This is a genomic window from Paenilisteria newyorkensis (assembly GCF_000766145.1).
GTDB classification, from domain to species: domain Bacteria; phylum Bacillota; class Bacilli; order Lactobacillales; family Listeriaceae; genus Listeria_A; species Listeria_A newyorkensis.
The window spans coordinates 243,621-265,183 of the sequence record NZ_JNFB01000039.1 but is presented as its reverse complement, the minus strand read 5'-3'; the positions used below and the strand labels follow the sequence as shown (position 1 = coordinate 265,183).

The 21,563-nt window shown below is 42.4% G+C and carries 22 protein-coding genes; 15 read left to right on the top strand and 7 right to left on the bottom strand.

The genetic code is table 11. From position 1 onward, the window contains the following. Positions 1–139: 139 nt before the first annotated feature. Genes rpoD through EP58_RS13315 form a run of 3 tightly spaced genes read left to right on the top strand, consistent with a single transcriptional unit; the run spans position 140 to position 3,135 of the window. Positions 140–1,261: an RNA polymerase sigma factor RpoD gene (gene rpoD, locus EP58_RS13325; protein ID WP_036094155.1), complete on the top strand. Its 1,122-nt coding sequence runs from the start codon at positions 140–142 to the stop codon at positions 1,259–1,261. Between the two features lie 60 nt (positions 1,262–1,321). Next, positions 1,322–2,017 carry a tRNA (adenine(22)-N(1))-methyltransferase gene (locus EP58_RS13320; protein ID WP_036094197.1) on the top strand — a complete coding sequence of 232 codons (696 nt, stop codon included), beginning with the start codon at positions 1,322–1,324 and terminating at the stop codon, positions 2,015–2,017. Then, positions 2,014–3,135 carry a Nif3-like dinuclear metal center hexameric protein gene (locus EP58_RS13315; protein ID WP_036094154.1) on the top strand — a complete coding sequence of 374 codons (1,122 nt, stop codon included), beginning with the start codon at positions 2,014–2,016 and terminating at the stop codon, positions 3,133–3,135. Before EP58_RS13320 ends, EP58_RS13315 begins: the two co-directional genes overlap by 4 nt. Positions 3,136–3,183: 48 nt before the next feature. Here EP58_RS13315 and EP58_RS13310 read toward each other — a convergent pair whose 3' ends face one another. Then, the gene (locus EP58_RS13310; RefSeq protein ID WP_036094153.1) at positions 3,184–4,179 is read right to left on the bottom strand and encodes a 4-hydroxy-3-methylbut-2-enyl diphosphate reductase; all 996 of its coding nucleotides are present in this window, start codon (positions 4,177–4,179) and stop codon (positions 3,184–3,186) included. Between the two features lie 209 nt (positions 4,180–4,388). On the opposite strand from EP58_RS13310, the gene EP58_RS13305 reads away from it, so the two are divergent. The 5 genes from EP58_RS13305 to EP58_RS13285 all read left to right on the top strand — a co-directional run bounded on the left by EP58_RS13305 (position 4,389) and on the right by EP58_RS13285 (position 8,781). Then, on the top strand, positions 4,389–4,661 hold the full coding sequence (locus EP58_RS13305; protein ID WP_124892532.1) for a DUF3116 family protein: 273 nt from the start codon (positions 4,389–4,391) through the stop codon (positions 4,659–4,661). A 72-nt stretch (positions 4,662–4,733) separates the two neighbouring features. Beyond that, positions 4,734–6,053, top strand: coding sequence for a DEAD/DEAH box helicase (locus tag EP58_RS13300; protein WP_036094150.1), 1,320 nt, complete (start codon positions 4,734–4,736; stop codon positions 6,051–6,053). Positions 6,054–6,058: 5 nt separating this feature from the next. Continuing rightward, a complete protein-coding gene (locus tag EP58_RS13295; RefSeq protein ID WP_036094148.1) occupies positions 6,059–6,955 on the top strand; it encodes a deoxyribonuclease IV in 897 nt (298 codons plus the stop codon). A 24-nt stretch (positions 6,956–6,979) separates the two neighbouring features. Beyond that, positions 6,980–7,906 (top strand): manganese-dependent inorganic pyrophosphatase, encoded by a 927-nt coding sequence (locus EP58_RS13290; RefSeq protein WP_036094146.1) that lies wholly within the window; start codon positions 6,980–6,982, stop codon positions 7,904–7,906. A gap of 65 nt (positions 7,907–7,971) precedes the next feature. Further along, positions 7,972–8,781 carry a GNAT family N-acetyltransferase gene (locus EP58_RS13285; RefSeq protein ID WP_036094145.1) on the top strand — a complete coding sequence of 270 codons (810 nt, stop codon included), beginning with the start codon at positions 7,972–7,974 and terminating at the stop codon, positions 8,779–8,781. Positions 8,782–8,821: 40 nt separating this feature from the next. Here EP58_RS13285 and EP58_RS13280 read toward each other — a convergent pair whose 3' ends face one another. Next, on the bottom strand, positions 8,822–9,535 hold the full coding sequence (locus EP58_RS13280; protein WP_036094144.1) for an LTA synthase family protein: 714 nt from the start codon (positions 9,533–9,535) through the stop codon (positions 8,822–8,824). A gap of 165 nt (positions 9,536–9,700) precedes the next feature. On the opposite strand from EP58_RS13280, the gene EP58_RS13275 reads away from it, so the two are divergent. Genes EP58_RS13275 through EP58_RS13265 form a run of 3 tightly spaced genes read left to right on the top strand, consistent with a single transcriptional unit; the run spans position 9,701 to position 11,733 of the window. Continuing rightward, a complete protein-coding gene (locus tag EP58_RS13275) occupies positions 9,701–10,465 on the top strand; it encodes a metal ABC transporter ATP-binding protein (protein ID WP_036094143.1) in 765 nt (254 codons plus the stop codon). Next, a complete protein-coding gene (locus EP58_RS13270; protein WP_036094142.1) occupies positions 10,446–11,324 on the top strand; it encodes a metal ABC transporter permease in 879 nt (292 codons plus the stop codon). Before EP58_RS13275 ends, EP58_RS13270 begins: the two co-directional genes overlap by 20 nt. Then, positions 11,305–11,733 (top strand): Fur family transcriptional regulator, encoded by a 429-nt coding sequence (locus EP58_RS13265; RefSeq protein ID WP_036094139.1) that lies wholly within the window; start codon positions 11,305–11,307, stop codon positions 11,731–11,733. Before EP58_RS13270 ends, EP58_RS13265 begins: the two co-directional genes overlap by 20 nt. 20 nt (positions 11,734–11,753) lie before the next feature. Here the strand turns inward: EP58_RS13265 and EP58_RS13260 are convergent, their stop codons facing one another. The 4 genes from EP58_RS13260 to EP58_RS13245 form a co-directional block, all read right to left on the bottom strand. Then, entirely contained in the window at positions 11,754–12,350 is a 597-nt protein-coding gene (locus EP58_RS13260) for a 3'-5' exonuclease (RefSeq protein WP_036094136.1), read from the bottom strand. 32 nt (positions 12,351–12,382) lie between these two features. Next, positions 12,383–13,924 carry a glycine betaine uptake BCCT transporter gene (locus tag EP58_RS13255; protein WP_036094135.1) on the bottom strand — a complete coding sequence of 514 codons (1,542 nt, stop codon included), beginning with the start codon at positions 13,922–13,924 and terminating at the stop codon, positions 12,383–12,385. 454 nt (positions 13,925–14,378) lie between these two features. Continuing rightward, positions 14,379–15,491, bottom strand: coding sequence for a flavodoxin-dependent (E)-4-hydroxy-3-methylbut-2-enyl-diphosphate synthase (gene ispG / locus EP58_RS13250; protein WP_036094132.1), 1,113 nt, complete (start codon positions 15,489–15,491; stop codon positions 14,379–14,381). A gap of 246 nt (positions 15,492–15,737) precedes the next feature. Next, the gene (locus tag EP58_RS13245) at positions 15,738–16,526 is read right to left on the bottom strand and encodes a DUF1189 domain-containing protein (protein ID WP_036094130.1); all 789 of its coding nucleotides are present in this window, start codon (positions 16,524–16,526) and stop codon (positions 15,738–15,740) included. 156 nt (positions 16,527–16,682) lie between these two features. Between EP58_RS13245 and EP58_RS17550 the strand changes: the two genes are divergently transcribed. The 4 genes from EP58_RS17550 to EP58_RS13225 all read left to right on the top strand — a co-directional run bounded on the left by EP58_RS17550 (position 16,683) and on the right by EP58_RS13225 (position 20,845). Beyond that, positions 16,683–16,868: a hypothetical protein gene (locus tag EP58_RS17550; protein ID WP_036094128.1), complete on the top strand. Its 186-nt coding sequence runs from the start codon at positions 16,683–16,685 to the stop codon at positions 16,866–16,868. Beyond that, positions 16,816–17,352 carry a GNAT family N-acetyltransferase gene (locus EP58_RS17900; protein WP_077917922.1) on the top strand — a complete coding sequence of 179 codons (537 nt, stop codon included), beginning with the start codon at positions 16,816–16,818 and terminating at the stop codon, positions 17,350–17,352. Before EP58_RS17550 ends, EP58_RS17900 begins: the two co-directional genes overlap by 53 nt. A gap of 204 nt (positions 17,353–17,556) precedes the next feature. Continuing rightward, positions 17,557–18,165 carry a superoxide dismutase gene (locus tag EP58_RS13230; protein ID WP_036094125.1) on the top strand — a complete coding sequence of 203 codons (609 nt, stop codon included), beginning with the start codon at positions 17,557–17,559 and terminating at the stop codon, positions 18,163–18,165. Positions 18,166–18,682: 517 nt separating this feature from the next. Next, positions 18,683–20,845 carry a peptidoglycan D,D-transpeptidase FtsI family protein gene (locus EP58_RS13225; RefSeq protein WP_036094123.1) on the top strand — a complete coding sequence of 721 codons (2,163 nt, stop codon included), beginning with the start codon at positions 18,683–18,685 and terminating at the stop codon, positions 20,843–20,845. A 116-nt stretch (positions 20,846–20,961) separates the two neighbouring features. Here EP58_RS13225 and EP58_RS13220 read toward each other — a convergent pair whose 3' ends face one another. Next, complete coding sequence (locus tag EP58_RS13220) at positions 20,962–21,354, bottom strand: hypothetical protein (protein WP_036094122.1); 393 nt, start codon at positions 21,352–21,354, stop codon at positions 20,962–20,964. Positions 21,355–21,563 lie beyond the last annotated feature (209 nt).

Below are 21,563 nucleotides of genomic sequence, written 5' to 3'. Positions count from 1 at the left end.
CAACAGGCATACCTACAAATATAGAATCATGCACTAGCGCTCTCTAAGTATGATTCAGAGCGCGTCAAGTGTTTAGAAACTGGGCAATGAGGTAAGGTATATCATTGACGGTTATTTTGGAAGGAGGACATGGCAGAATATGGCTAAAAAACCGCAAGAAACGAAACCAGAAGATTTGAACCTAGATAAAGCAAAAGAATTATTAATTGAAGATGGCAAGAAGAAGGGGTCTTTAACGTACGCCGAGATCGCTGCCAAACTTGCGCCATTTACTTTAGATAGCGACCAAATGGACGAATTTTTAGAGTTGCTGACAGTATTAACGATTGAGGTTTCTGACGATGATGAGGAAGACGATCCGAATGAAGCGGAGTTAATCAAAGAAGAAACTGCCGAGATCGACTTGAACGATTTGAGCGTGCCTCCAGGTGTTAAAATTAATGACCCTGTGCGGATGTATCTAAAGGAAATCGGACGCGTGAATCTACTTTCTGCGGATGAAGAAATTGCCTTAGCGAAACGTATCGAACAAGGCGATGTTGAGGCAAAAGGACGTTTGGCAGAAGCTAACTTACGTCTTGTTGTCAGCATTGCGAAACGTTACGTTGGTCGTGGCATGTTATTCTTGGATTTGATTCAAGAAGGTAACATGGGATTAATGAAAGCCGTTGAGAAATTTGACTTTAACAAAGGGTTTAAATTCAGTACGTATGCGACATGGTGGATTCGTCAAGCGATCACCCGTGCCATTGCCGATCAAGCACGTACGATTCGTATCCCCGTTCATATGGTCGAAACGATTAACAAATTAATCCGCGTGCAACGTTCCTTACTCCAAGATTTAGGACGTGATCCAACGCCGGAAGAAATCGGCGAAGAAATGGATTTACCAACAGAAAAAGTTCGTGAAATCCTAAAAATCGCACAAGAGCCAGTATCTCTTGAAACGCCAATCGGTGAAGAAGATGATTCGCACCTTGGTGATTTCATTGAGGATCAAGAAGCGACATCACCATCAGATCATGCGGCATACGAATTGCTGAAAGAGCAGTTAGAAGATGTTCTTGATACGTTGACAGACCGTGAAGAGAACGTGCTTCGTCTACGTTTTGGTCTAGATGATGGCCGTACGCGCACTCTTGAAGAGGTTGGTCGTGTATTTGGTGTTACTCGTGAGCGTATTCGTCAAATCGAGGCAAAAGCGCTACGCAAATTAAGACATCCAAGCCGTAGCAAACAACTAAAAGATTTCTTAGAATAAAAATTTCAGAGGAGAGTGCGTAATAATCGCGCTCTCTTTTTTACAAAGGAAGGTTTTTTTGTGAACGAGCAACAATTATCAGAACGATTAGAAAAAGTAGTATCTTATGTGCTAGCAGGATCACGAATTGCAGATATTGGCAGTGACCATGCTTATTTGCCGTGCTATGCAGTTCAAAAAGGACAAGTAAAATTTGCGATTGCCGGCGAGGTTGTAGAAGGTCCGTTCCAATCCGCGACAAAACAAGTGAAGAGTCTTGATTTAGTCAATGAAATAGCTGTTCGTAAAGGCGATGGCTTGGCAGTTATTGAGCAGGAAGACGCGATTGATACCATCGTTATTGCAGGAATGGGCGGGGCGCTTATCCGTTCGATTTTGGAAGCTGATGCAGCGAAATTAGCGGACGTGAAGCGTCTAGTTTTACAACCTAACATCGCGGCGCATCAGTTACGTGAATGGGGCGAAGTCAACCAGTGGGGGCTTACAGCAGAAACGATTTTGCGTGAGGATAATAAGACCTATGAGATATTAGTCTTGGAACCGAGCGAGAATGCGGTTGTTTATTCAGATGCGGAGCGTTTATTGGGGCCATTTTTAATGCGAGAGAAGTCAGCCGTTTTTCAGGCGAAGTGGGGACATGAGTTGAATAACTGGAAGAGAATTCAAGCTAAGATTGATGCTAATAATGCGAAAAATGCAGCGAAATTGGCGGAGTTGGATGCGAAAATAAGGATAATAGAGGATGTGTTACGATGAAAGTAGCAAATGGTTACGAATACATCGCTATTTTAGAGGGCATTGCACCTAAGAAATACGCGATGGAAGGCGATCCTATTGGGCTTCAAATTGGTGATTTAGCACGTAAAGTCCGCAAAATTATGTTTACGTTGGATGTACTAGAAAATGTGGTAGATGAGGCGATTGAAAAAGGTGTGGACATGATTATTGCACACCATCCATTGCTCTTTAGACCGCTTAAAAAGATTGACTTCGGGACGCCTCAAGGTAGAATTGTGAAGAAGTTGATTAAGCATGATATTATCGTTTACGCGGCGCACACGAACCTAGATATCGCGAATGGCGGGGTGAATGACGTGATTAGTGACTTGCTGGGGCTCGGCGATACGGAGATTATTGTTCCTACATATACAGAAACCTATAGCAAAATTGCGGTTTACACGCCTGATTTTGCAGAGGAGCAGATTCGTTTGGCGTTGGTGAACAATGGTGCTGGACGTTTTTCAGATCGCTATTCTGAGTGTACTTTTTCGGTGGAAGGGACTGGGCGTTTCTTGCCGCATGATGGGGCGAATCCGACGATTGGGAAACCTGGTGATCTTGAAACGGTGCAGGAAGTGAAGATTGAAGCGATTTTTCCGCATTCTGAAATGGATCGAATCGTGAAAGCGGTGAAATTATCGCATCCTTATGAAGTTCCGGTTATTGATATTTATCCCATCGAAAATGTGACGTCACAAATGGGACTTGGTCGAATCGGGAATTTACCTAAAACAATGGATTTAAAGGCGTTTATTGGTTTTGTGAAGGAGAAGCTTTCGATTGAGAATGTGCGAGTTATTGGGGACACGAATCGTACCGTGCGTAAAGTTGGGATTATTGGCGGGGATGGGAATAAATTTATCCATGATGTGAAGCGTGCGGGAGCCGACGTTTATATTACTGGCGATATTTATTATCATACTGGTCATGATTTAATGGCGATTGATTTGCCGACGATTGATGCGGGACATTATATCGAGAAAGTCATGAAGGCTAGCTTATTGAAGCAGTTCGATGAGGCAAGTCAAGTATACGGATATGAAGTGGATTTCATTGTATCAGAACGAAATACGAATCCGTTTACTTTCTACTAAAATACGTAAAAAGGATTAGAGCGCAGTAACCAGGCTCTAATCCTTTTTTTATTTGCCACCGTTTTTTAAGTGTTCTAAACGAGCAGCGCGTTGTTTTTCGATATTTTTCTTACGGGCACGTGGCAAAATGCTGATTGGGTCGACATCATGCTTGCGCTCCCATGTGGTAGAATCTTCTGGGTCATAGGCATCTAGGAAAACGAGGACTTCTCGGATGATTTGCGTTGGGGTACTCGCTCCAGCTGTTACGGCCACTTTTTTCGCATCTTTAATCCAATCTAGATTCAGCTCTTCGATGTTGGCAATCCGATGCGCAGGGACGCCAGCTTTTTCTTCGGATACTTGCGCCAAACGATTACTGTTGTTACTTCTTGGATCACCGACAACGATCGTCACATCTGCACTTTTTGCTTGTTTTGCAACGGCTTCTTGACGAACTTGAGTCGCCATACAAATTTCTTGATGCTGCTCGGCTTGCGGATAGGCCGACTGGATATAATCCATCAAATCCATCACGTCCCACTGACTCATCGTCGTTTGATTCGTGACAAAAACTTTTTCGTCAGTAAGCGGCAAGGCATCAACATCTTCCATATTTTCTACGAGATGCACGATATCCGGCGCAACACCTACAGCACCTTCTGGCTCTGGATGGCCCTTTTTGCCGATATAAATCACATGAAAACCTTCATGCTTCTTTTCTAAAATTAAATCGTACGTTCGCGTCACATCTGGACACGTGGCGTCAAGCGTTGTGAGGCCTTTCGCTTTCGCGCGTTCCTTCACGGCCGGCGAAACACCATGTGCTGTGAAAATGACGGTTCCGCTATCGATTTGGTCTAAAATAGCTTCCCGATTCGGGCCATCAAGTGTGACAATCCCAACATCTTCAAAAGCTTCTGTGACATGTTGATTATGAACGATCATGCCGAGTATATGAATGGGGCGGGGCAGGTTCGGATCGAGTGAAGCATTGCGCGCAATCACCATCGCATCCACCACGCCGTAACAATAACCACGAGGGGCAATCTTTATAATTTCCAATGTTAAACCTCCTAAATTTCTCAAGGTGTAGCAATAGTTAGGCAGGACAACAAAAATGCCGACTACTATTCTATTATAAGCCAGATTTCGCATGGTTTCAACTGGCTGAATTTTCAAAGCGTTAAACGAGGCAAATACATATGCGGAAATATCCTAAATAGTGTAAAATAATAGATGTCAGAATGTATATTGTATTACAACAAAGGGGCGTGACAGATATACTTGATCCGAGTCATGAAGCTATAAAAGAAACATTACATCTTATTATGCACGAAAAAACCTTCACTATCTTAAAATTGCAACATAAAGAATTTCTTGAAAACTCAAAAAGCATCAACAAAAACACGCTTCTCCGGACTATTTACTGGTTGGAGTTACATGGGTATGTCAAACGAGGTATTGTGAAAATTGCGGATAAAAAACTATACCATGCGACCCCACGAGGCGAAAAATTCTATAAATCTTTAATGGAGGAGTTATAATCCTATTTTTGTAGTGACTATAGACGGCTTTATGTGATATACTAGCGTTTAGGAACAGAACGGAGTGGAAAAATGAACAAAAAAACAAGGTTTGATCAATTTCATTTTCAACCTTTTATTCAGCTTGCCATTGATAAATTAGGTTTTTATGAACCAACAGAGGTACAACAGAAATTAATTCCGGCAATTATGAAAGGCGAAAGCGTCGTGGGACAATCTCAAACGGGAACTGGGAAGACGCATACTTTCTTACTGCCAATCATCAACAAGATTAGAGCAGACAAAGATAGTGTGCAGGCAGTTATTACAGCACCTAGCCGCGAGCTCGCAACGCAAATTCATAACGAAATCAAAAAACTTATCAAATATAGCGATGACGAAATTCGCTCACTGCTCGTTATTGGTGGTACGGATAAACAAAGAACAATTGACCGTTTGAAGAAACAGCAGCCACATATTGTTGTTGGTACGCCTGGTCGGATCAATGATTTAATTCGTGAAACAGCGCTACTCGTTCATACAACGCAAGTTTTTGTTGTTGATGAAGCCGATATGACGCTTGACATGGGATTTTTGATGGATGTCGATCAAATTGCGAGCAAAATGCCTGAGAACCTGCAAATGCTTGTTTTCTCAGCGACAATCCCGCAAAAATTGAAGCCTTTCTTGAAGAAATATATGGAGAATCCGCGTTATGAGCATATTCAGCCTCAAGCGGTAGCTAATGCGGACGTGGCGCACCAATTGATTGCTCGCCGTAGTAAGCAGAAAATCGATATTCTAAAAGATGCGCTCGTAGCTTATCAACCATATTTAGCAGTTGTTTTCACAAACACGAAAGCAATGGCGGATGAAGTGGCGAAAGGCTTGACGGAACGCGGTTTGAAAGTAGCGAAAATTCATGGTGGCGTCGAAGCCCGTGAGCGTAAACGTACAATGAAACAGCTAGAAAGTCTGGAATACCAATACGTTGTGGCGACTGATTTAGCCGCGCGCGGTATTGATATTCAAGGAATCAGCCACATTATTAACTACGAGTTGCCGAGCGATCTTGATTTTTACATCCATAGAACGGGTCGTACAGGCCGTGCCGGGCACTCTGGTATCGCGCTAACGATTTACGAACCATCGGATGAGGATGCGCTGAACCAACTGGAAAAAATGAACATCGAGTTCAAGCACGTCGATCTGAAGAATGGCGAATTTGTGGATGCAGATGACCGTAATCGTCGCCAAAAACGAGAAGCGAAGCGCGAAGCAGCGGATCCACGCGAAATCGGTATGCGTAAAAAAGCCAAAGAAAAAGGCAAGCCAAACTACAAAAAGAAACTGAACTACAAAATGAATGAAATTAAACGTCGCGAAAGAAAAATGAACAAACGCGGGAGGTAACTAGCATGTTAAGATTAGGCTCACATGTTTCGATGAGCGGCAAGGATATGATGCTTGCCGCAAGTCAGGAAGCAGCGTCCTATGGATCGAACACATTCATGATCTACACGGGCGCGCCACAAAATACACGACGCAAACCGATTGAAGACTTGAACATTGAAGCGGGACTTGCGCATATGAAAGAGCATGACATCACGGATATCGTGGTGCATGCGCCTTACATTATTAATATTGGAAACGCCGTGAAACCAGAAACATTTGAAATCGGCGTCACTTTTTTACAGTCGGAAGTGGAACGTACAGCGGCTCTTGGCGCGAAACAAATCGTGCTTCATCCAGGCGCGCATGTTGGGGAAGGTGCAGAAACGGGCATCAAGCAAATCATTAAAGGCTTGAATGAATCGTTGAAACCGGATCAGAATGTGCAAGTAGCGCTGGAAACAATGGCTGGAAAAGGGACCGAGATTGGCCGAACGTTTGAAGAAATCGCTGCGATTATGGATGGCGTGACGCATAATGAGTTGCTTTCTGTGACGTTTGATACGTGTCACGTGCATGATGCTGGTTACGATATTGTGAACGATTTTGACGGCGTTCTGAATCAATTTGACAAAATTATTGGTTTGGATCGCTTGAAAGTGTTGCATATCAATGATAGTAAGAATGAACGAGGCGCGCATAAAGACCGTCACGCGAATATTGGTTTTGGTCACATTGGCTTTGACGCGCTGAATTATATTGTGCATCATCCGCAGCTGGACGACATTTCTAAGATTCTGGAAACGCCGTACGTTGGGGAAGATAAGAAGAATAAGAAGGCTCCGTACAAGCATGAAATTGCGATGCTTCGTAGTCAGACATTCGATCCAGATCTTTTGACGAAAATCATGGCGGCCGAATAAGGCGCTAATAAAGGAGATAAAAACATGACAAAATCACTCGTTTTTGGACATAAAAACCCGGATACAGATACGATTTGTTCTGCGATTGCGTATGCAGAATTAAAGAAAGCGCAAGGGCAAGAAATCGAAGCGGTTCGTCTTGGCGAAATCAACAGCGAGACGGCTTTCGTCCTTGATTATTTTAAGGTAGAAGCACCGCGTCTTGTTGAAACGGTTGCGAATGAAGTAAAAACGGTTAGCTTAGTAGATCATAATGAAAAACAACAAAGCGTAGCTGATATTGCTGATGTTACCGTTGTAGAAGTCATCGATCACCATCGTATCGCTAATTTTGAAACGGCAGATCCTTTGTATTACCGCGCGGAGCCAGTTGGTTGTACGGCGACAATCCTTTTCAAAATGTTCCAGGAAAAAGGCATCGACATTTCGAAAACGACGGCGGGTCTGATGCTTTCGGCGATTATTTCCGATACTTTGTTGTACCAATCACCAACGTGTACACCGGAAGATAAAGAAATCGCGGAGAAATTAGCGGCTATCGCGGGAGTTGAAACAGCTACATACGGCTTGGACATGCTAAAAGCTGGCGCAGATGTGACGACTAAAACGGTTCCTGAACTATTGCTGGATGCCAAAGAATTCGAAATGGGCGGTTCCAAAGTAGAAATCGCGCAAATCAATGTTGTCGACGAAAAAGACGTGTTGGTGCGCCAAACGGAAGTGGAAGCAGAAATGAGCAAACGGATCGCTGATAAAGGTCTTGATTTGTATTTGTTCGTCGTTACGAATATTTTGACGAATGATTCTGTAGCCATTGCGCTTGGTAGCAAAACGGATAAAGTCGAAGCGGCGTATGGCGTTGTTTTTGCGGCGAATGTAGCACCGCTAGCTGGTGTTGTATCGCGTAAGAAGCAAGTCGTGCCAATTTTGACAGAGATTTTTGCGAAATAATAATGGAGGAGAAGTAGCTTAGTGTGTAGGCTACTTCTTTTTCTACCGTGAGGGGAGCGGTTGATTTGGAGATACAACGTTTGGATACGATACCGTTAGAGGAACAAGTGGCGCTGTGGAATGAGGCGTTCGCAGACTACCTCGTACCAGCTGCTATGACCGAGGCGAGTTTCACGACACGAATGGAGAAACTACAACAATCACCACACGAGTCATTTATCGCAAAAGTGGATGGCGAGGCTGCGGCGATTATATTGACGGGAACGCGCGATTTCGGGAATACGAGAATGGCTTGGATTGGCGGGCTCGCGGTTGTGCCGAGATTTAGAAAAATGGGCCTATCGCGTCAACTTTTGGAGCGGCTTTTTGTGGGGTACCGGGGGCAGGGTGTGGATGAGTCGCGTTTAGAGGTGATTTCGGAAAATATCCCGGCGCTTCGACTCTATCAAAAGCTCGGCTACACGGAAATAAATGAGCTGATTTATCTCACTGGGAGCTTGCAGGATTACGGTATTGCGGGCTATCGGTTGAAAGAAGTGAGCGATCTGGCAGCATACATAGCGTTGGAAGAGGATGCCTTACCGTGGCAAAATAGGATTGCAGCACATCATAAAATCGCGACTATTTGGCGGAATGGGGAGCAGCTGGGCTATATTGTGTACGGGGTTTCGGCTGATAATCTGATTCTTTTGCAAGTGAGGCTAAGCAATGCGCCAGATCAGATTTTAGGTTTATTACAGGCGTTTTATGACACATATGGCAGTATTTCTTGCGCCTTATTTAATGAAGTCGTGACAAGCGAATATATCCCTATTTTACTAGATAAGGGCTTCGAAAAAATAGCAACACAAATCCAGATGCGAAAAAAAATCTAGCAAAATGCGTTTTCCCGAGTGGAAAACGCATTTTTAACACCTATGTCCTCCGACGAATCGGAATGAAGTTTGCCAAGAATAACACAATTGCTAGAATCAGCGCTGTATACGAAACAACTGCGTTCCAATCCAGCACGCGAACGTAAATACCGACGAATGCCCAGACAAAGACAAGTGGCGCGATCCAATCGTTTTCGCGGGCTCGAAAAGTATAGGCAATAAGCGTCGCGATAATGAGTAACGCAATCGTCCAGGCGACCTCGCTCAGCCCTAGAAAGCTAGTGATTTCCTTCCAAGTGAGGTAATAACAAATATTTGCGATAGTTGCCACGCTTACCCAGCCTAAATAGAGACTGATCGGCGCCCTCCAAATAAGCGATTTTGTCACGGTTTGTTGCGCTTTATACAGTGTGGTGAGTCCGATTAACAGCAAGACCATCACGACCACAGAGCCTAGAAAATACCCATAATGCCAGCAAACAATCCATAAACCGTTCAGTAAAGACGTGACGGAGAACGAAAAGGCGAGCGCTTTTGTCACATTTTTTCGGTTAAAAGTCAGCGCGATGAGCCAGATAAACAAGCTGACGTAAATAACGCCCCAAATAATAAATACATATCCCGCCGGCGTAAATAAAACATCGAGCTGGTTGGAAATTTCGCCAGTATTCAGGCCATTCAGCGGCAAAATATTAGCGAGTGCATTCATGCCAACCATGATCACAAAGCACAGATACATCCAGATTAGTTTCATTTCAAGCACCTCCATAGTTGTGCTTTCCCTTTATCGGCGTTCATTAATCATCTGATAAACGAATAAAAACCATAAATAAGAGTGATTACGATTTACAGGTTCGGCTTTTTTATGTATACTAGATGAAGTAGTGATTTTTAAGTATAGAAGGAGTTTTTTCAAGGTATGGATGAGATATTAAAGGTAGCGAACATTTCCTACCATTACGATAAAGAAGAAGTGCTCCAGAGAATCAACTTATCAATCAAAAAAGGCAGTTTTACAGGGATTATTGGGCCGAATGGTTCTGGGAAATCGACTTTACTGAAACTGATCTTAGGGCTTTTAAAAATACAACAGGGCGAGATTACGTTATTTGGAAAGCCGCACGCCGAATTTAAAGATTGGTCTAAAATTGGCTTCGTATCGCAAAAATCGAACGCGTTTAACGGTGCTTTTCCGGCGACGGTGAAGGAAGTCGTGTCTAGCGGTTTGGTGAAGAAGAAAGGGATGTTTCGTCGGTTGAATCGCCATGATTTTGAAGCGGTCTATGAGGCGCTGGACATTGTGGATATGAGACGGTTTGCGGGGCGGAATATCGGTGAGCTTTCTGGTGGGCAACAGCAACGTGTTTTTATCGCCCGCGCGCTTGTGAGTAAGCCGGAAGTGCTGATTTTGGATGAGCCGACAGTCGGTATTGATGCGCAGAATGTGGCGTCTTTTTACGAGTTGTTGAAAGAGCTGAATGCAAAAGAGGACATTACGATGTTGCTTGTGACGCATGATATTTTGGCGGTGAATTCGTATGTTGATCATATTGTCAGCATGAATACGAAGGTGCTTTTTGACGGGACGGCCGTTGATTATCAGCTGTACTTAGAGGAACGAGAACTTGAGGCGCTTGAGGCGAGTAGGATTGGGGTGACACATTGTGATTGCGAACCTGTTTGAATATGATTTTATCCGAAATACGTTTATCGTCGGCATCGTGATTGGGATTGTGGCACCGCTTTTGGGAAGCTTTATCGTGGTTCGGCGGCTGTCTTTGATGGCGGATGCGCTAAGTCATGTCAGTTTGGCGGGCATCGCGGTGAGCCTCTATTTAAGCAAGATGTACCTACCACTTGTGGCGCTTAACCCGCTGTATCTCGGCTTCGGTTTTGCAGTCGGCGGGTCTCTATTGATGGAAAAACTACGCAATGTATACAAACAATTCCAAGAACTGGCGATTCCGATTATTATGTCGGCGGGGATGGGATTCAGTGTTATTTTTATATCGCTTGCAAATGGCTTTAATACAGATTTGTTCAGCTACTTATTCGGAAGTGTCAGCGCCGTGAGTACCTCGGATATGTGGACGATTTTGGCGACAGCTTTTGTCGTATTACTCACTGTATTTTTCTTGTATAAAGAACTATTTTTGTTATCGTTTGACGAAGAGTACGCGAATGCTTCGGGAATTCCTGCAAAAGTGGTTGACGTGATTTTCATGCTGTTAGTAGCGCTCGTGATTGCGTCAAGCATGCGCATTGTTGGGATTCTACTCGTGTCGTCGCTTATGACCTTGCCTGTAGCGGCCGCAATTCGTATCGCTAACGGCTTTAAACAAACGATTGCTTATGCGATTCTGTTCGGGGAAATATCGGTGATAGGCGGCCTTGTGAGCGCCTTTTACCTCGACTTAGCTCCGGGTGGCTCGATTGTTATCATCTCTGTTCTTATTTTAGTTATAACGATTAGTGTTCAAAAAATTAAACAAAAACTGGCGATAGCCGAAAGAAGTGATTCGAATGTCTCTAACAGCGAATGAAGCATTGCAATTAATGAAACGAAAAGGATACAAACATACGGATAAGCGCGAATTTCTAATCAACCTTTTTGCGCGAAAAAATCGTTACATGACGGCAAAAGAAGTTTTAGAGTGCATGAAAGAGGATTTTCCAGGGATTAGTTTCGATACGATTTACCGTAATTTGTCTTTATTTGTGGAATTGGATTTATTTGAGGAAACCGAGTTGTCGAGCGAGAAACATTTCCGGTTATCGTGTGCGCATGAAGAGCATCATCATCATTTTATTTGTATGGAATGTGGGAAAACCCGTGAAATTCGGATGTGCCCGATGGATTTTCTAGAAGAAGCATTGCCGGGATATCAAGTCGAAGGTCACAAGTTTGAAGTGTATGGAAAATGCCCAGACTGTCTCGCAAAAGTTGGATAAACACAAGAAAACGCGCCCCATTAGCGGGAACGCGTTTTTTTCTTGGTTACAAAATTAGTACCATTTATTTGCCCAAACTGATAACCAATCGAATCCACTAACTCCGGAATCGTATGGACCTGCTGGATATTGGCGAGCTCACACACGATATCAGCCGCAACGATGGAATCTTCCAACGCGTGGTGATGCTCAAAGGTGATCCCAAAATAATCAGCGACAAGATTCAACTTATGCGAACGCAGCGGCAATATTTTTTGCGATAGCACACAGGAACAGAAATATAGATTTGCGGGTAATGGCAGATCGTATTTCTTTGTTGTAGCGCGGAAAACATTGATATCAAACGTTGCAAAATGGGCGGCGACTGGTAAATCACCGATAAAGTTAATAATACTTGGATAAACTTCCAACCAGTTCGGCGATTCCCATACATCTTCTGGATAAATGCCGTGAACGCGAATGTTGGATGCGTAGAAATCTTCTTCAGGATTGATTAATTGATAGTATTCGGAATGCTTTTCGCCGTTCAGATATTTGACCATGCCAATCGAACAAGGACTCGTCCGTGAACCATTGGCAGTTTCAAAATCAAGAACGACATAGTTTAAATCTCTCATCTCGTCTTCACTCCTTCTCGTCCATCATACCTCTAAGAATTTGACTTGCGCAAGGATTTTGGTTTGATATAGAGGCCAAGGTCGCGCCGTTCTTTTCGCAATGCTTTGGACAACGAGAGCATCATCAAAAGCATGATAAACGAAAACGGTAGGGCGACGATGATCAGCATATTTTGCAAGCCTTCTAAACCACCACTGAAAAGTAGAATCGAGGCGATGAGCGACTGAATAATGCCCCAAATAAATTTGACACGATTCGCCGGATTCATCACGCCATTCATCGTTTGCATCCCGAGCACGTATGTGGCCGAGTCTGCAGATGTGATGAAAAATACACCAATCAAGAAAATCGCGATCACAGAAAGTAGCGATCCAAGTGGCATATGGTTAAAAGTACCAAACAAGACTTCCTCAGTTTTCAGTTGCGTTAAGTCAAATCCAGCGCGCTGCACGGACGTCGATGCTGTTCCAAAAACAGCGAACCAGACTACACTTAGTAACGTTGGCAACAAAATAACACCAGCTAAAAATTCGCGGATTCGGCGGCCTTTGGACACACGCGCGATGAAAATACCGACAAACGGTGACCAAGAAATAAACCAAGCCCAGTAAAAAATAGTCCAACTATTAATCCATTCACGACCCGCCGCATCAACCGGTGACGTCCGGAAACTCATGCCGATAAAATTTTGCATATAAGCGCCAGTAGCGTCGGTCATCATATTTAGCGTCAATAAGGTAGGACCAACAATAATAACGATAATCATCAGAAGAACCGCCAACACCATATTCGTGTTGCTGAGCCACTTCATACCGCGACCAAGCCCACTCATAGCAGATGTCAAAAACAGGACGGTAACGATAGCAATAATGATTATCTGCACTTTAAAACTAACTGGAATGTCAAATAAAAAGGACAAACCACCATTGATTTGTGTCGCGCCAAAGCCAAGCGTCGTTGCAACACCGACAATCGTCGCGAATACGGCGATAACATCGATCGTCACGCGGACAGAAGGCTTCATCCATTTGCCAAGAAGCGGGTCAAGCGTTGCGCTAATTAGCCCCGGCTTATCATGTCTAAACTGGAAGTAAGCAAGTGTCAGCCCAACGAAAGCGTAAATCGCCCAAGCATGAATTCCCCAGTGGAAAAAGGAAAAACGGAACGCGTCCATTAATGCCTGATTCGTTCCAGGTTCCGCTTCAGGGCTCGAAATCGCATAATGAGATAACGGCTCAGTCGCGCCCCAGAACACAAGCCCAACACCCATTCCAGCGCTGAACAGCATTCCGAACCAAGAAATAGTTGAATATTTTGGTTTTTCTCCCGCTTTACCGAGTTTGATCGATCCAATCGGACTAAAAATCAAGTAAAAACAGAAAATCACGATGACTGAAACGAATATTAAGTAGTACCAGCCGAACGTTGTCGTAATAAAATTTTGAATGTTCGCAGTTACGCTAGCGAGACCTTTTGGCGTTAAAATCCCGATTGTAACGAAGACAAGCGTGATGGCCAGCGTGATCCAAAATACATTTGTAATTTTGTGCGAAGTTTCCTTTTTTGTTCCCATAATTCCTCACTTTCATTGCTAGATAAGTTTTTGTGTAGAATCTAGCAAACTAACTAAGAAGGAGATAACGAATCGCTCCTTGACCTTAACTATGGTAACAAAGATTAGCAATGAAAGCAAATGAGCGAGAATAGGCGAATATTTGATGTTTGAATTATCAGATATGGGATAAAGTTAAATAATAATATAACACGCATGTATTAGGCAGTATCTGGAGGGGAAAAGCATGAAGAAAGAAAACAGCTTTATGGTAGGATTCATTATTGTCGTTGTCTTAATCTCTTTTAAAATTTGGATAAAGTTCACTTTCGAGTTACAGTTATTCTGTCTGATTTTGTTGGTCGCGGCATCATGGACATTGAAATACTTTATTTTCAAAAAGCTGAAATCAGGTAGGGAATAGAATGCAAGAAAAACGTCGATGCGCAACAATTGGCATCGACGTTGATTTGGATTATTTGGCAGCTTCGGCTTCTTCCGCTGCTTTTTTAGCGAAATATTCTTCGGCTAGGATATCGATTTCTTTCTTCAATTCCTCCACCATTGTTTCTTCGGGAACTTTACGAACGATTTTACCGTGACGGAAGAGAAGGCCTTCACCACGGGCACCGGCGATTCCGATATCGGCTTCACGAGCTTCACCAGGACCGTTTACGGCGCAACCAAGCACGGCAACTTTGATTGGTGCTTTGATTGTGGAAATATATTCTTCTACTTCATTCGCGATGCTGATTAAATCGATTTCGATACGACCACACGTTGGACACGAAATAAGTGTCGCGGCATTGGACGAAAGACCGAATGATTTCAAGACTTCACGCGCTACTTTAATTTCCTCTACAGGATCGGCAGAAAGGGAGACACGAAGCGTATTTCCGATGCCTTTGCTTAGAATCGCGCCAAGACCGACGGCACTTTTGATACCTCCGGCGAATTGTGTACCTGATTCTGTGATCCCTAAATGTAGCGGATAATCGAACGCTTTGGAAGCTAAATCGTAGGCTTCGATTGCCAAGTTCACATCGGATGCTTTAAGCGACACGATGATATCATGGAAATCGAGGTCTTCTAGAATTTTGATATGATCGAGGGCACTTTCTACCATACCTTCTGCAGTAGGATAGCCGTATTTCTCGATGAATTTCTTCTCGAGACTACCAGCGTTGACCCCGATACGAATCGGAATGCCTTTTGCTTTTGCCGCGTTTACGACTTTAACAACACGATCACGACGACCGATATTACCGGGATTAATCCGGATTTTGTCGACACCAGCATCGATTGCTTTTAAAGCTAAGCGATAATCGAAATGAATATCAGCTACGAGTGGAATCGAAATTCTGCTTTTTATTTCTGCAAGGGCATCCGCCGCGCGCTCATCAGGGACGGCGACACGAACAATTTGGCACCCAGCTTCTTCGAGACGATGAATTTCAGCAACTGTTGCCTCTACATCGTGCGTTTTCGTTGTGGCCATACTCTGGATAAATAACTCATTACTACCGCCTATGGTCAAATTACCAACCTTTACGGGCCGCGTATTTGATCTATGTGTTCTTTCTGTCAAAGCGATTCGCTCCTTATAATCCTAACTTGCAGGATTTGTTATTATTAATGCATTACTAATCATACCACTATTCGCGTGAAAAATCATCCATCTTGTTTATTAGAAATTGGTGAGAAAACGGCATTGTGTCACCATTATAAGAATTTGAAAAGGCTAAAAAAGGAATTTTTAACACCAAATATTGTACATCACATCAAATGGAAAGACTATATCCAGTCGCGCCAGATACAGTCTTTTCCGATTGAACTATTTGACAGGTTGCTTCTGGTCTGTCGGTGGAATTTGCCGAATAACTAGGAAAATAATGAAGAAGCTGACGGCCATGTTGATGGTGGAGAGGTACGGAACCGCTATTTGGAACCAGTACATAATCATCGTGAAAACAGCTGCGAGCGTCATACTGTATGCCGCGATATTCCAGTTGTTGAAATAGCTGATTCCCATGCGACCAAAACCGCTCATAATAAAGCCGAATAGGGCATAGAGCGCGACTTTGAAGAAGGAAACAAGAATCATCGCGATTAAAATAATACCGAGTAAAATCGGAATAAAGTATTTCGATAAGTCTTCCATTGACTCGTAGAAACTCACCAAATCATCTTTGGATTTAATGCCCGCAGTCGCATAGCTTACCGATTGATCCACACCAGGCGCTTTAATATAAATTTTATCCGATAAAAAAGCGATGGCGCTGTCGGCAGAACCGAGTTGATTATCGACCTGATCTGTGGTCAGGCTATCCGTCGAATCAAAGACGAAAAAGACGCTACCTTGGTCGATGGTGATCGGTTTTTTAGCATCAGAAACGAGTTTTCCATCTTCCACTGTGAAATCAGGAATGTCATTTTTGATCGTATCCGCGCCAACTTGCATGGCATCATTTGCAGCAGTTGCTGTGTGGTAGCCGATTGGTAAAAAAATCAGAATCGAAATGAGAATTATGTAAAGAATCGATTTCCATATTTTATCCGCTCGAAATGTTGCGATATCCTCTGGAGAGTAGATACTTTTTGCAAAACGTTTGAAAATATTCATTTGGTTGTGATGCACCTCATTCTTGGTTTATTTATATAGTAGAAAACGTAATATGGTTTCCCTTCTATAATAGCTTGAAATGGGGGAGAATGCAATTGTTGAGGCTATTATTTGTTTGGGAATCATGTTATAATGGACAGGAAGGAAGGTGATTATATGGCAATATACACGCAAGAAATTCCAAAAGTGACTGGCAAAGATGCAGAGATTTTTTTAGCCAAGATGGCGCACTCGGAGAAAAGGAAACAACGTGCTTTGGAGCGCAAATATCTTCAAGACATTGCCGTATATGGCGAGTATGAAGCGCGAAGACTTAACAACAAAGCTGATAACGGAGTTTAGTGTTAGAAATATAAGAGAGAACTTCTATAGTTTTAATTGTGATAATTCTTCGTTATCCAGTTATTTGTATAGAAGTTCTTATTTTGATTCTCTAGATTTTGTTAACTCTACCTCAGTGCTCGTTAATGAAGCTGGAATTGTTAGAAGCTATTTCACACTCAAACAAGATAGACTTAAAGTACAAGACCTCAAATATGGAGCGCTCAGGATTGAAAGATTTGCCGTTTGTGAAACTATTCAATTAAATGGGCTAGGTAGGAGGATGATGAAGGAAATTGAAACTTATGCAAGAGCTACAAGTCTAAGGTTTCTAATATTGGAGACGTTGTATGAGAGTAGAAATTTCTATTACAAGACTGGCTTTTCGAAACTTTTCGATAAGCCATTAAGTGCGGATGTCGCACATCGCGAATCAATATTTATCCTGTACAAAGATCTAGAGTATTCGGAAAAAATAGATGAAGCATATCCCGGAAATGATTAAACGAGGTGTGCTTTCTATATCTTACCGTACAGTTTTCAGATCCAGATTCGGGGGCTAGCCCCCTCAGCTTTTCAAGTAAGCATTTAAATTGCAACCGTCGTCTTGTAGTGATAACCTTGTACTTGTAGGGAAAAGTGGACTAAGTATCTCAATTGGAAGTGCTTGCTTTTTCGAATAAACATATATCAAGGAGGAGTTTTTATTATGACATATGAATTACCTAAATTAGCTTACACATACGATGCTTTGGAGCCGAATTTTGATAAAGAAACAATGGAGATTCACTATTCGAAACATCATCAAACGTACGTAACGAAATTAAATGATGCATTAAAAGGACATGACGATTTAGCTGCTAAATCTATCGAGGACTTGGTTGCTGACTTAAATAGTGTTCCAGAAAACATCCGTACTGCTGTTCGTAACAATGGCGGCGGACATGCGAACCACACATTCTTCTGGGAAATTCTTAGCCCACAAGGTGGCGGCGAACCAACTGGCGCTTTAGCAGATGCGATCAACGCAACATTTGGTAGCTTCGAGGAATTCAAAACGAAATTCGCTGATTCAGGCGTGGCACGTTTCGGTTCTGGTTGGGCGTGGCTAGTAGTGAAAGATGGCAAATTGTCAATCATCTCTACAGCAAACCAAGATTCACCGCTAACAGAAGGCTACACACCAGTTATCGGTCTTGACGTTTGGGAGCACGCGTACTACTTGAAATTCCAAAACGTTCGTCCAGAATACATCAAAACTTTCTGGAATGTAGTAGATTGGAATAAAGCTGGCGAGAACTTCGCTGCTGCTAAATAATTTTAACTTGTCTATAAGCTAAATAAATTGGCGACAAGCGCTCGCATTGTTGGGGCTGTTCGAAATGAAATGAGTTACAGCCCCAATATGCCTATGAGCATCTCGAATAGGCGTTCCTTCTGAAGATTTAGAACAAGGATGCGGTACATCTTTGCGGTTCTGCTACACAAGAGCAGTTTCGCTTAACTTCTCGCATGGTCGGGGATACGACTCCCTCTCTGCTTTCAGTCATCATGTACAAGTCGTACACTCCGCTTCCGGCTTCCACCAAATTCCCTGAATACAAACGCTTTCGCTCAATTTGTTTAAAGCATAATCTTCGTCTTACCCAATGATGGGCTAGGCGTTTTTTTGCGTGCTTAGAGTATTGTCTTATACTATTTCTGCATGGAATTACAAATCTAAAGATGCCTTTAACTTTTCTTAATGATTTTCTCATCAAACTCTAGTGGTAATCTCGCCAAAATTCGGATACAATAGAGGTAGATGAGTGCTGAAAAAGGAAGGATTGTGACACGTGAAAAATAGATTTATTAAAAAGACCGACAAACCGAAGAAGAAAAGGCAAGTGATTCCACTGCGCTTGAACATCCTATTTTTCGTGATTTTTATATTATTCTCGGCCTTGATTTTGCGCCTAGGTGTGGTTCAAATCGTTCAAGGGGAAACGTATAAGCGTCAATTAGAGGAAACGGATGATGTCAGCGTGACGAAAAACGTGCCGCGTGGTGTTATTTACGACCGGAATTATAACCTGTTAGTGGGAAATTCTGCGGTGAAATCGATCACGTATACGCGTAGTCAGAAAACACAGGCAACGGAAATGATCGCTGTTGCGAAGAAATTGGATAAACTGGTCGCAATCACACCAGAGAAATTGACGGAACGCGATTTGCAAGATTATTGGATTTTGACGCATGAGAAAGAATCATTAGCACGTCTTAGCAAGGCTGATCAAGCTTTGGACGGCGGAAAAGTATACAAGAAACAAATCGCAGGTGTTACGAAAGACGATTTGGCTAGTTTGACCGACGATGATAAACGTATCGCGACGATTTACAAGAAGATGACGGCAGGTTACGCGTTATCGCAAGTTGCGCTGAAAAGTAAAGGCGTGACAGATGCGGAAATCGCGAGGGTAAGTGAGAACTTGGAAAGCTTGCCAGGCGTGGATACGACAACGGACTGGAATCGTTTTTATACGTATGACGAAACATTGCGTTCGATTTTAGGAAGCGTGTCGACGGAGAAACAAGGGATTCCGAGTGACAAGGTAGATTATTACTTAGCGCAAGGCTATAGCCGAAATGACCGCGTTGGTCGGAGTTATTTAGAAGCGCAGTATGAATCTGTGCTAGCCGGTCAGAAATCGAAGTCTAATAGTGTTCTGGATAGTAGCGGGAATATTATTGAGACGGTTGAGAAGTATGAAGGTTCTAAAGGTAAGGATTTAGTCTTGTCTGTGGATGTTGAGTTGCAGAAGAAGATTGAGGAGATATTGAAGAAGAATATGAGGATTGGTAAGTCTGCTGGAAGCTCTGATTTATTCGACCGTGCATTTGCGGTGGCTATGGATCCATATACTGGGCAAGTATTGGCACTAGCTGGACAACTGATTAATGATAAAGGTGAGTATGAAGACTATTCACTTGGCAACTTTACCTCAGCTTACAATATGGGATCTGCTGTAAAAGGTGCGACTGTATTAGGTGGAATAATGGACGGAGCTATCACGGAGGATACGGTTTTTGTAGACCAACCAATTGAATTTAAAGGTACTAGACCAAAAAGCTCATGGTTTAATCGTAATGGAGAGCGTTCTCTATCACTTGATCCGGTGGGAGCTTTGGAAATATCATCAAATTCGTATATGTATCAAACATCAATGAAGATGGCGGGAGCAAAATATGTTTATAAAGGTCCATTCCGAGCATCACCAGATACATTTGATAAGATGAGATATTATTATAATCAGTTTGGATTAGGGGTTAAGACTGGTATTGACCTTCCAGGAGAACAAGTGGGCTTTAAGGGTGATGACAAAACGATGGGTAAAATTCTCGATTTTTCCATTGGTCAGTATGACTCGTATACACCATTACAATTAGCTCAATATGGAGCTACTATTGCAAATGGTGGTTCTCGAATCGAACCAACGATGCTGAAAGAAATTCGTGATCCAAGTACAAATGGAGATACTGTCGGAAAGGTAGCGACAGAGATTGAACCAAAAATCTTAAATCAAATTGGCGCTCCAACGTCGGCGATTAAAGAGGTTCAAAAAGGTTTTTATGAAGTTACTCATGGTGGAAATGGTACAGGAAATAAATACTTTAATGATGTTCCTGTTGAAGTTGCAGGTAAAACAGGTACAGCTCAAGCATTTTATGATGGTCCTAAAAAAGGAAATGCAATGGCGAGTGTTTGGAATACAACATTTGTCGGATATGCTCCAGCTGAGAAACCAGAGATATCTATTGCTGTAGTAGTTCCTTGGGGATATAGAGATAATGGAAGTACAGACCCTAAGGTTAATATGAAAATTTCTGAGGAAATATTTGAAGCATATTATGATTTGAAAAAAGAAAGAGCAGAAGCCGGTAAAGATTCATCAAAGGTTGATCAACCAATTAATAACAAAGCAGCGGCTGCAGCTGCGCAATCTAAACTGAATGACTAATAGTACAGCGAAAAGATAGTTTCTATAACACAAAAATACACACCAAAAATCTTATTTCAGATTTTTGGTGTGTATTTTTCTAGTCTAAAGAACCTTTGTTTAGATTCTTTCTTGGATTATCTTTGTACATTTAGGTAATGTGTAAGTTCTGCATGAAATGCCAGGTATGACCAGTCTGAATTTACATGGACATCATATTGACCTGCTTTAAGCCCCTTTAATGAAAATGAAACTTTGTAAGTACCAGCTTTATAAACATCTATACGTTTGTAAAATTTAGAATCTCCTTTTTTGTATAGCTCAACTACTACAGTATCAAATGGATTTTTACCAATTACATCAATAGTTGTTGCACTTTTTGAGTAATTATTAGCATCAGTGTGAAAAGCAATTTTCGAAGATCCTTTTGAATCCATCGCAAATGCCTTAGTCGATGAAATCCCTAATACCCCCGCAAATACCAACCCTACAATCAATAAAAACGGTAAAACTCTTTTTCTAAAACTCATTACATTCTCTCCCATCATTCTTTTTTTGAACTACTCCCTAATCAACAATATGTATATAGCAAATAGAACTATACATATCATACTGTGAACTGGTGATAATTACAACTATAATCTATATAAGACCCACATTATTTCCAAGGATAATATGGATGAATTTGTTACAATCACATGTGTGGGATATTTTTATTCCCAATTCTGATACAGACTAA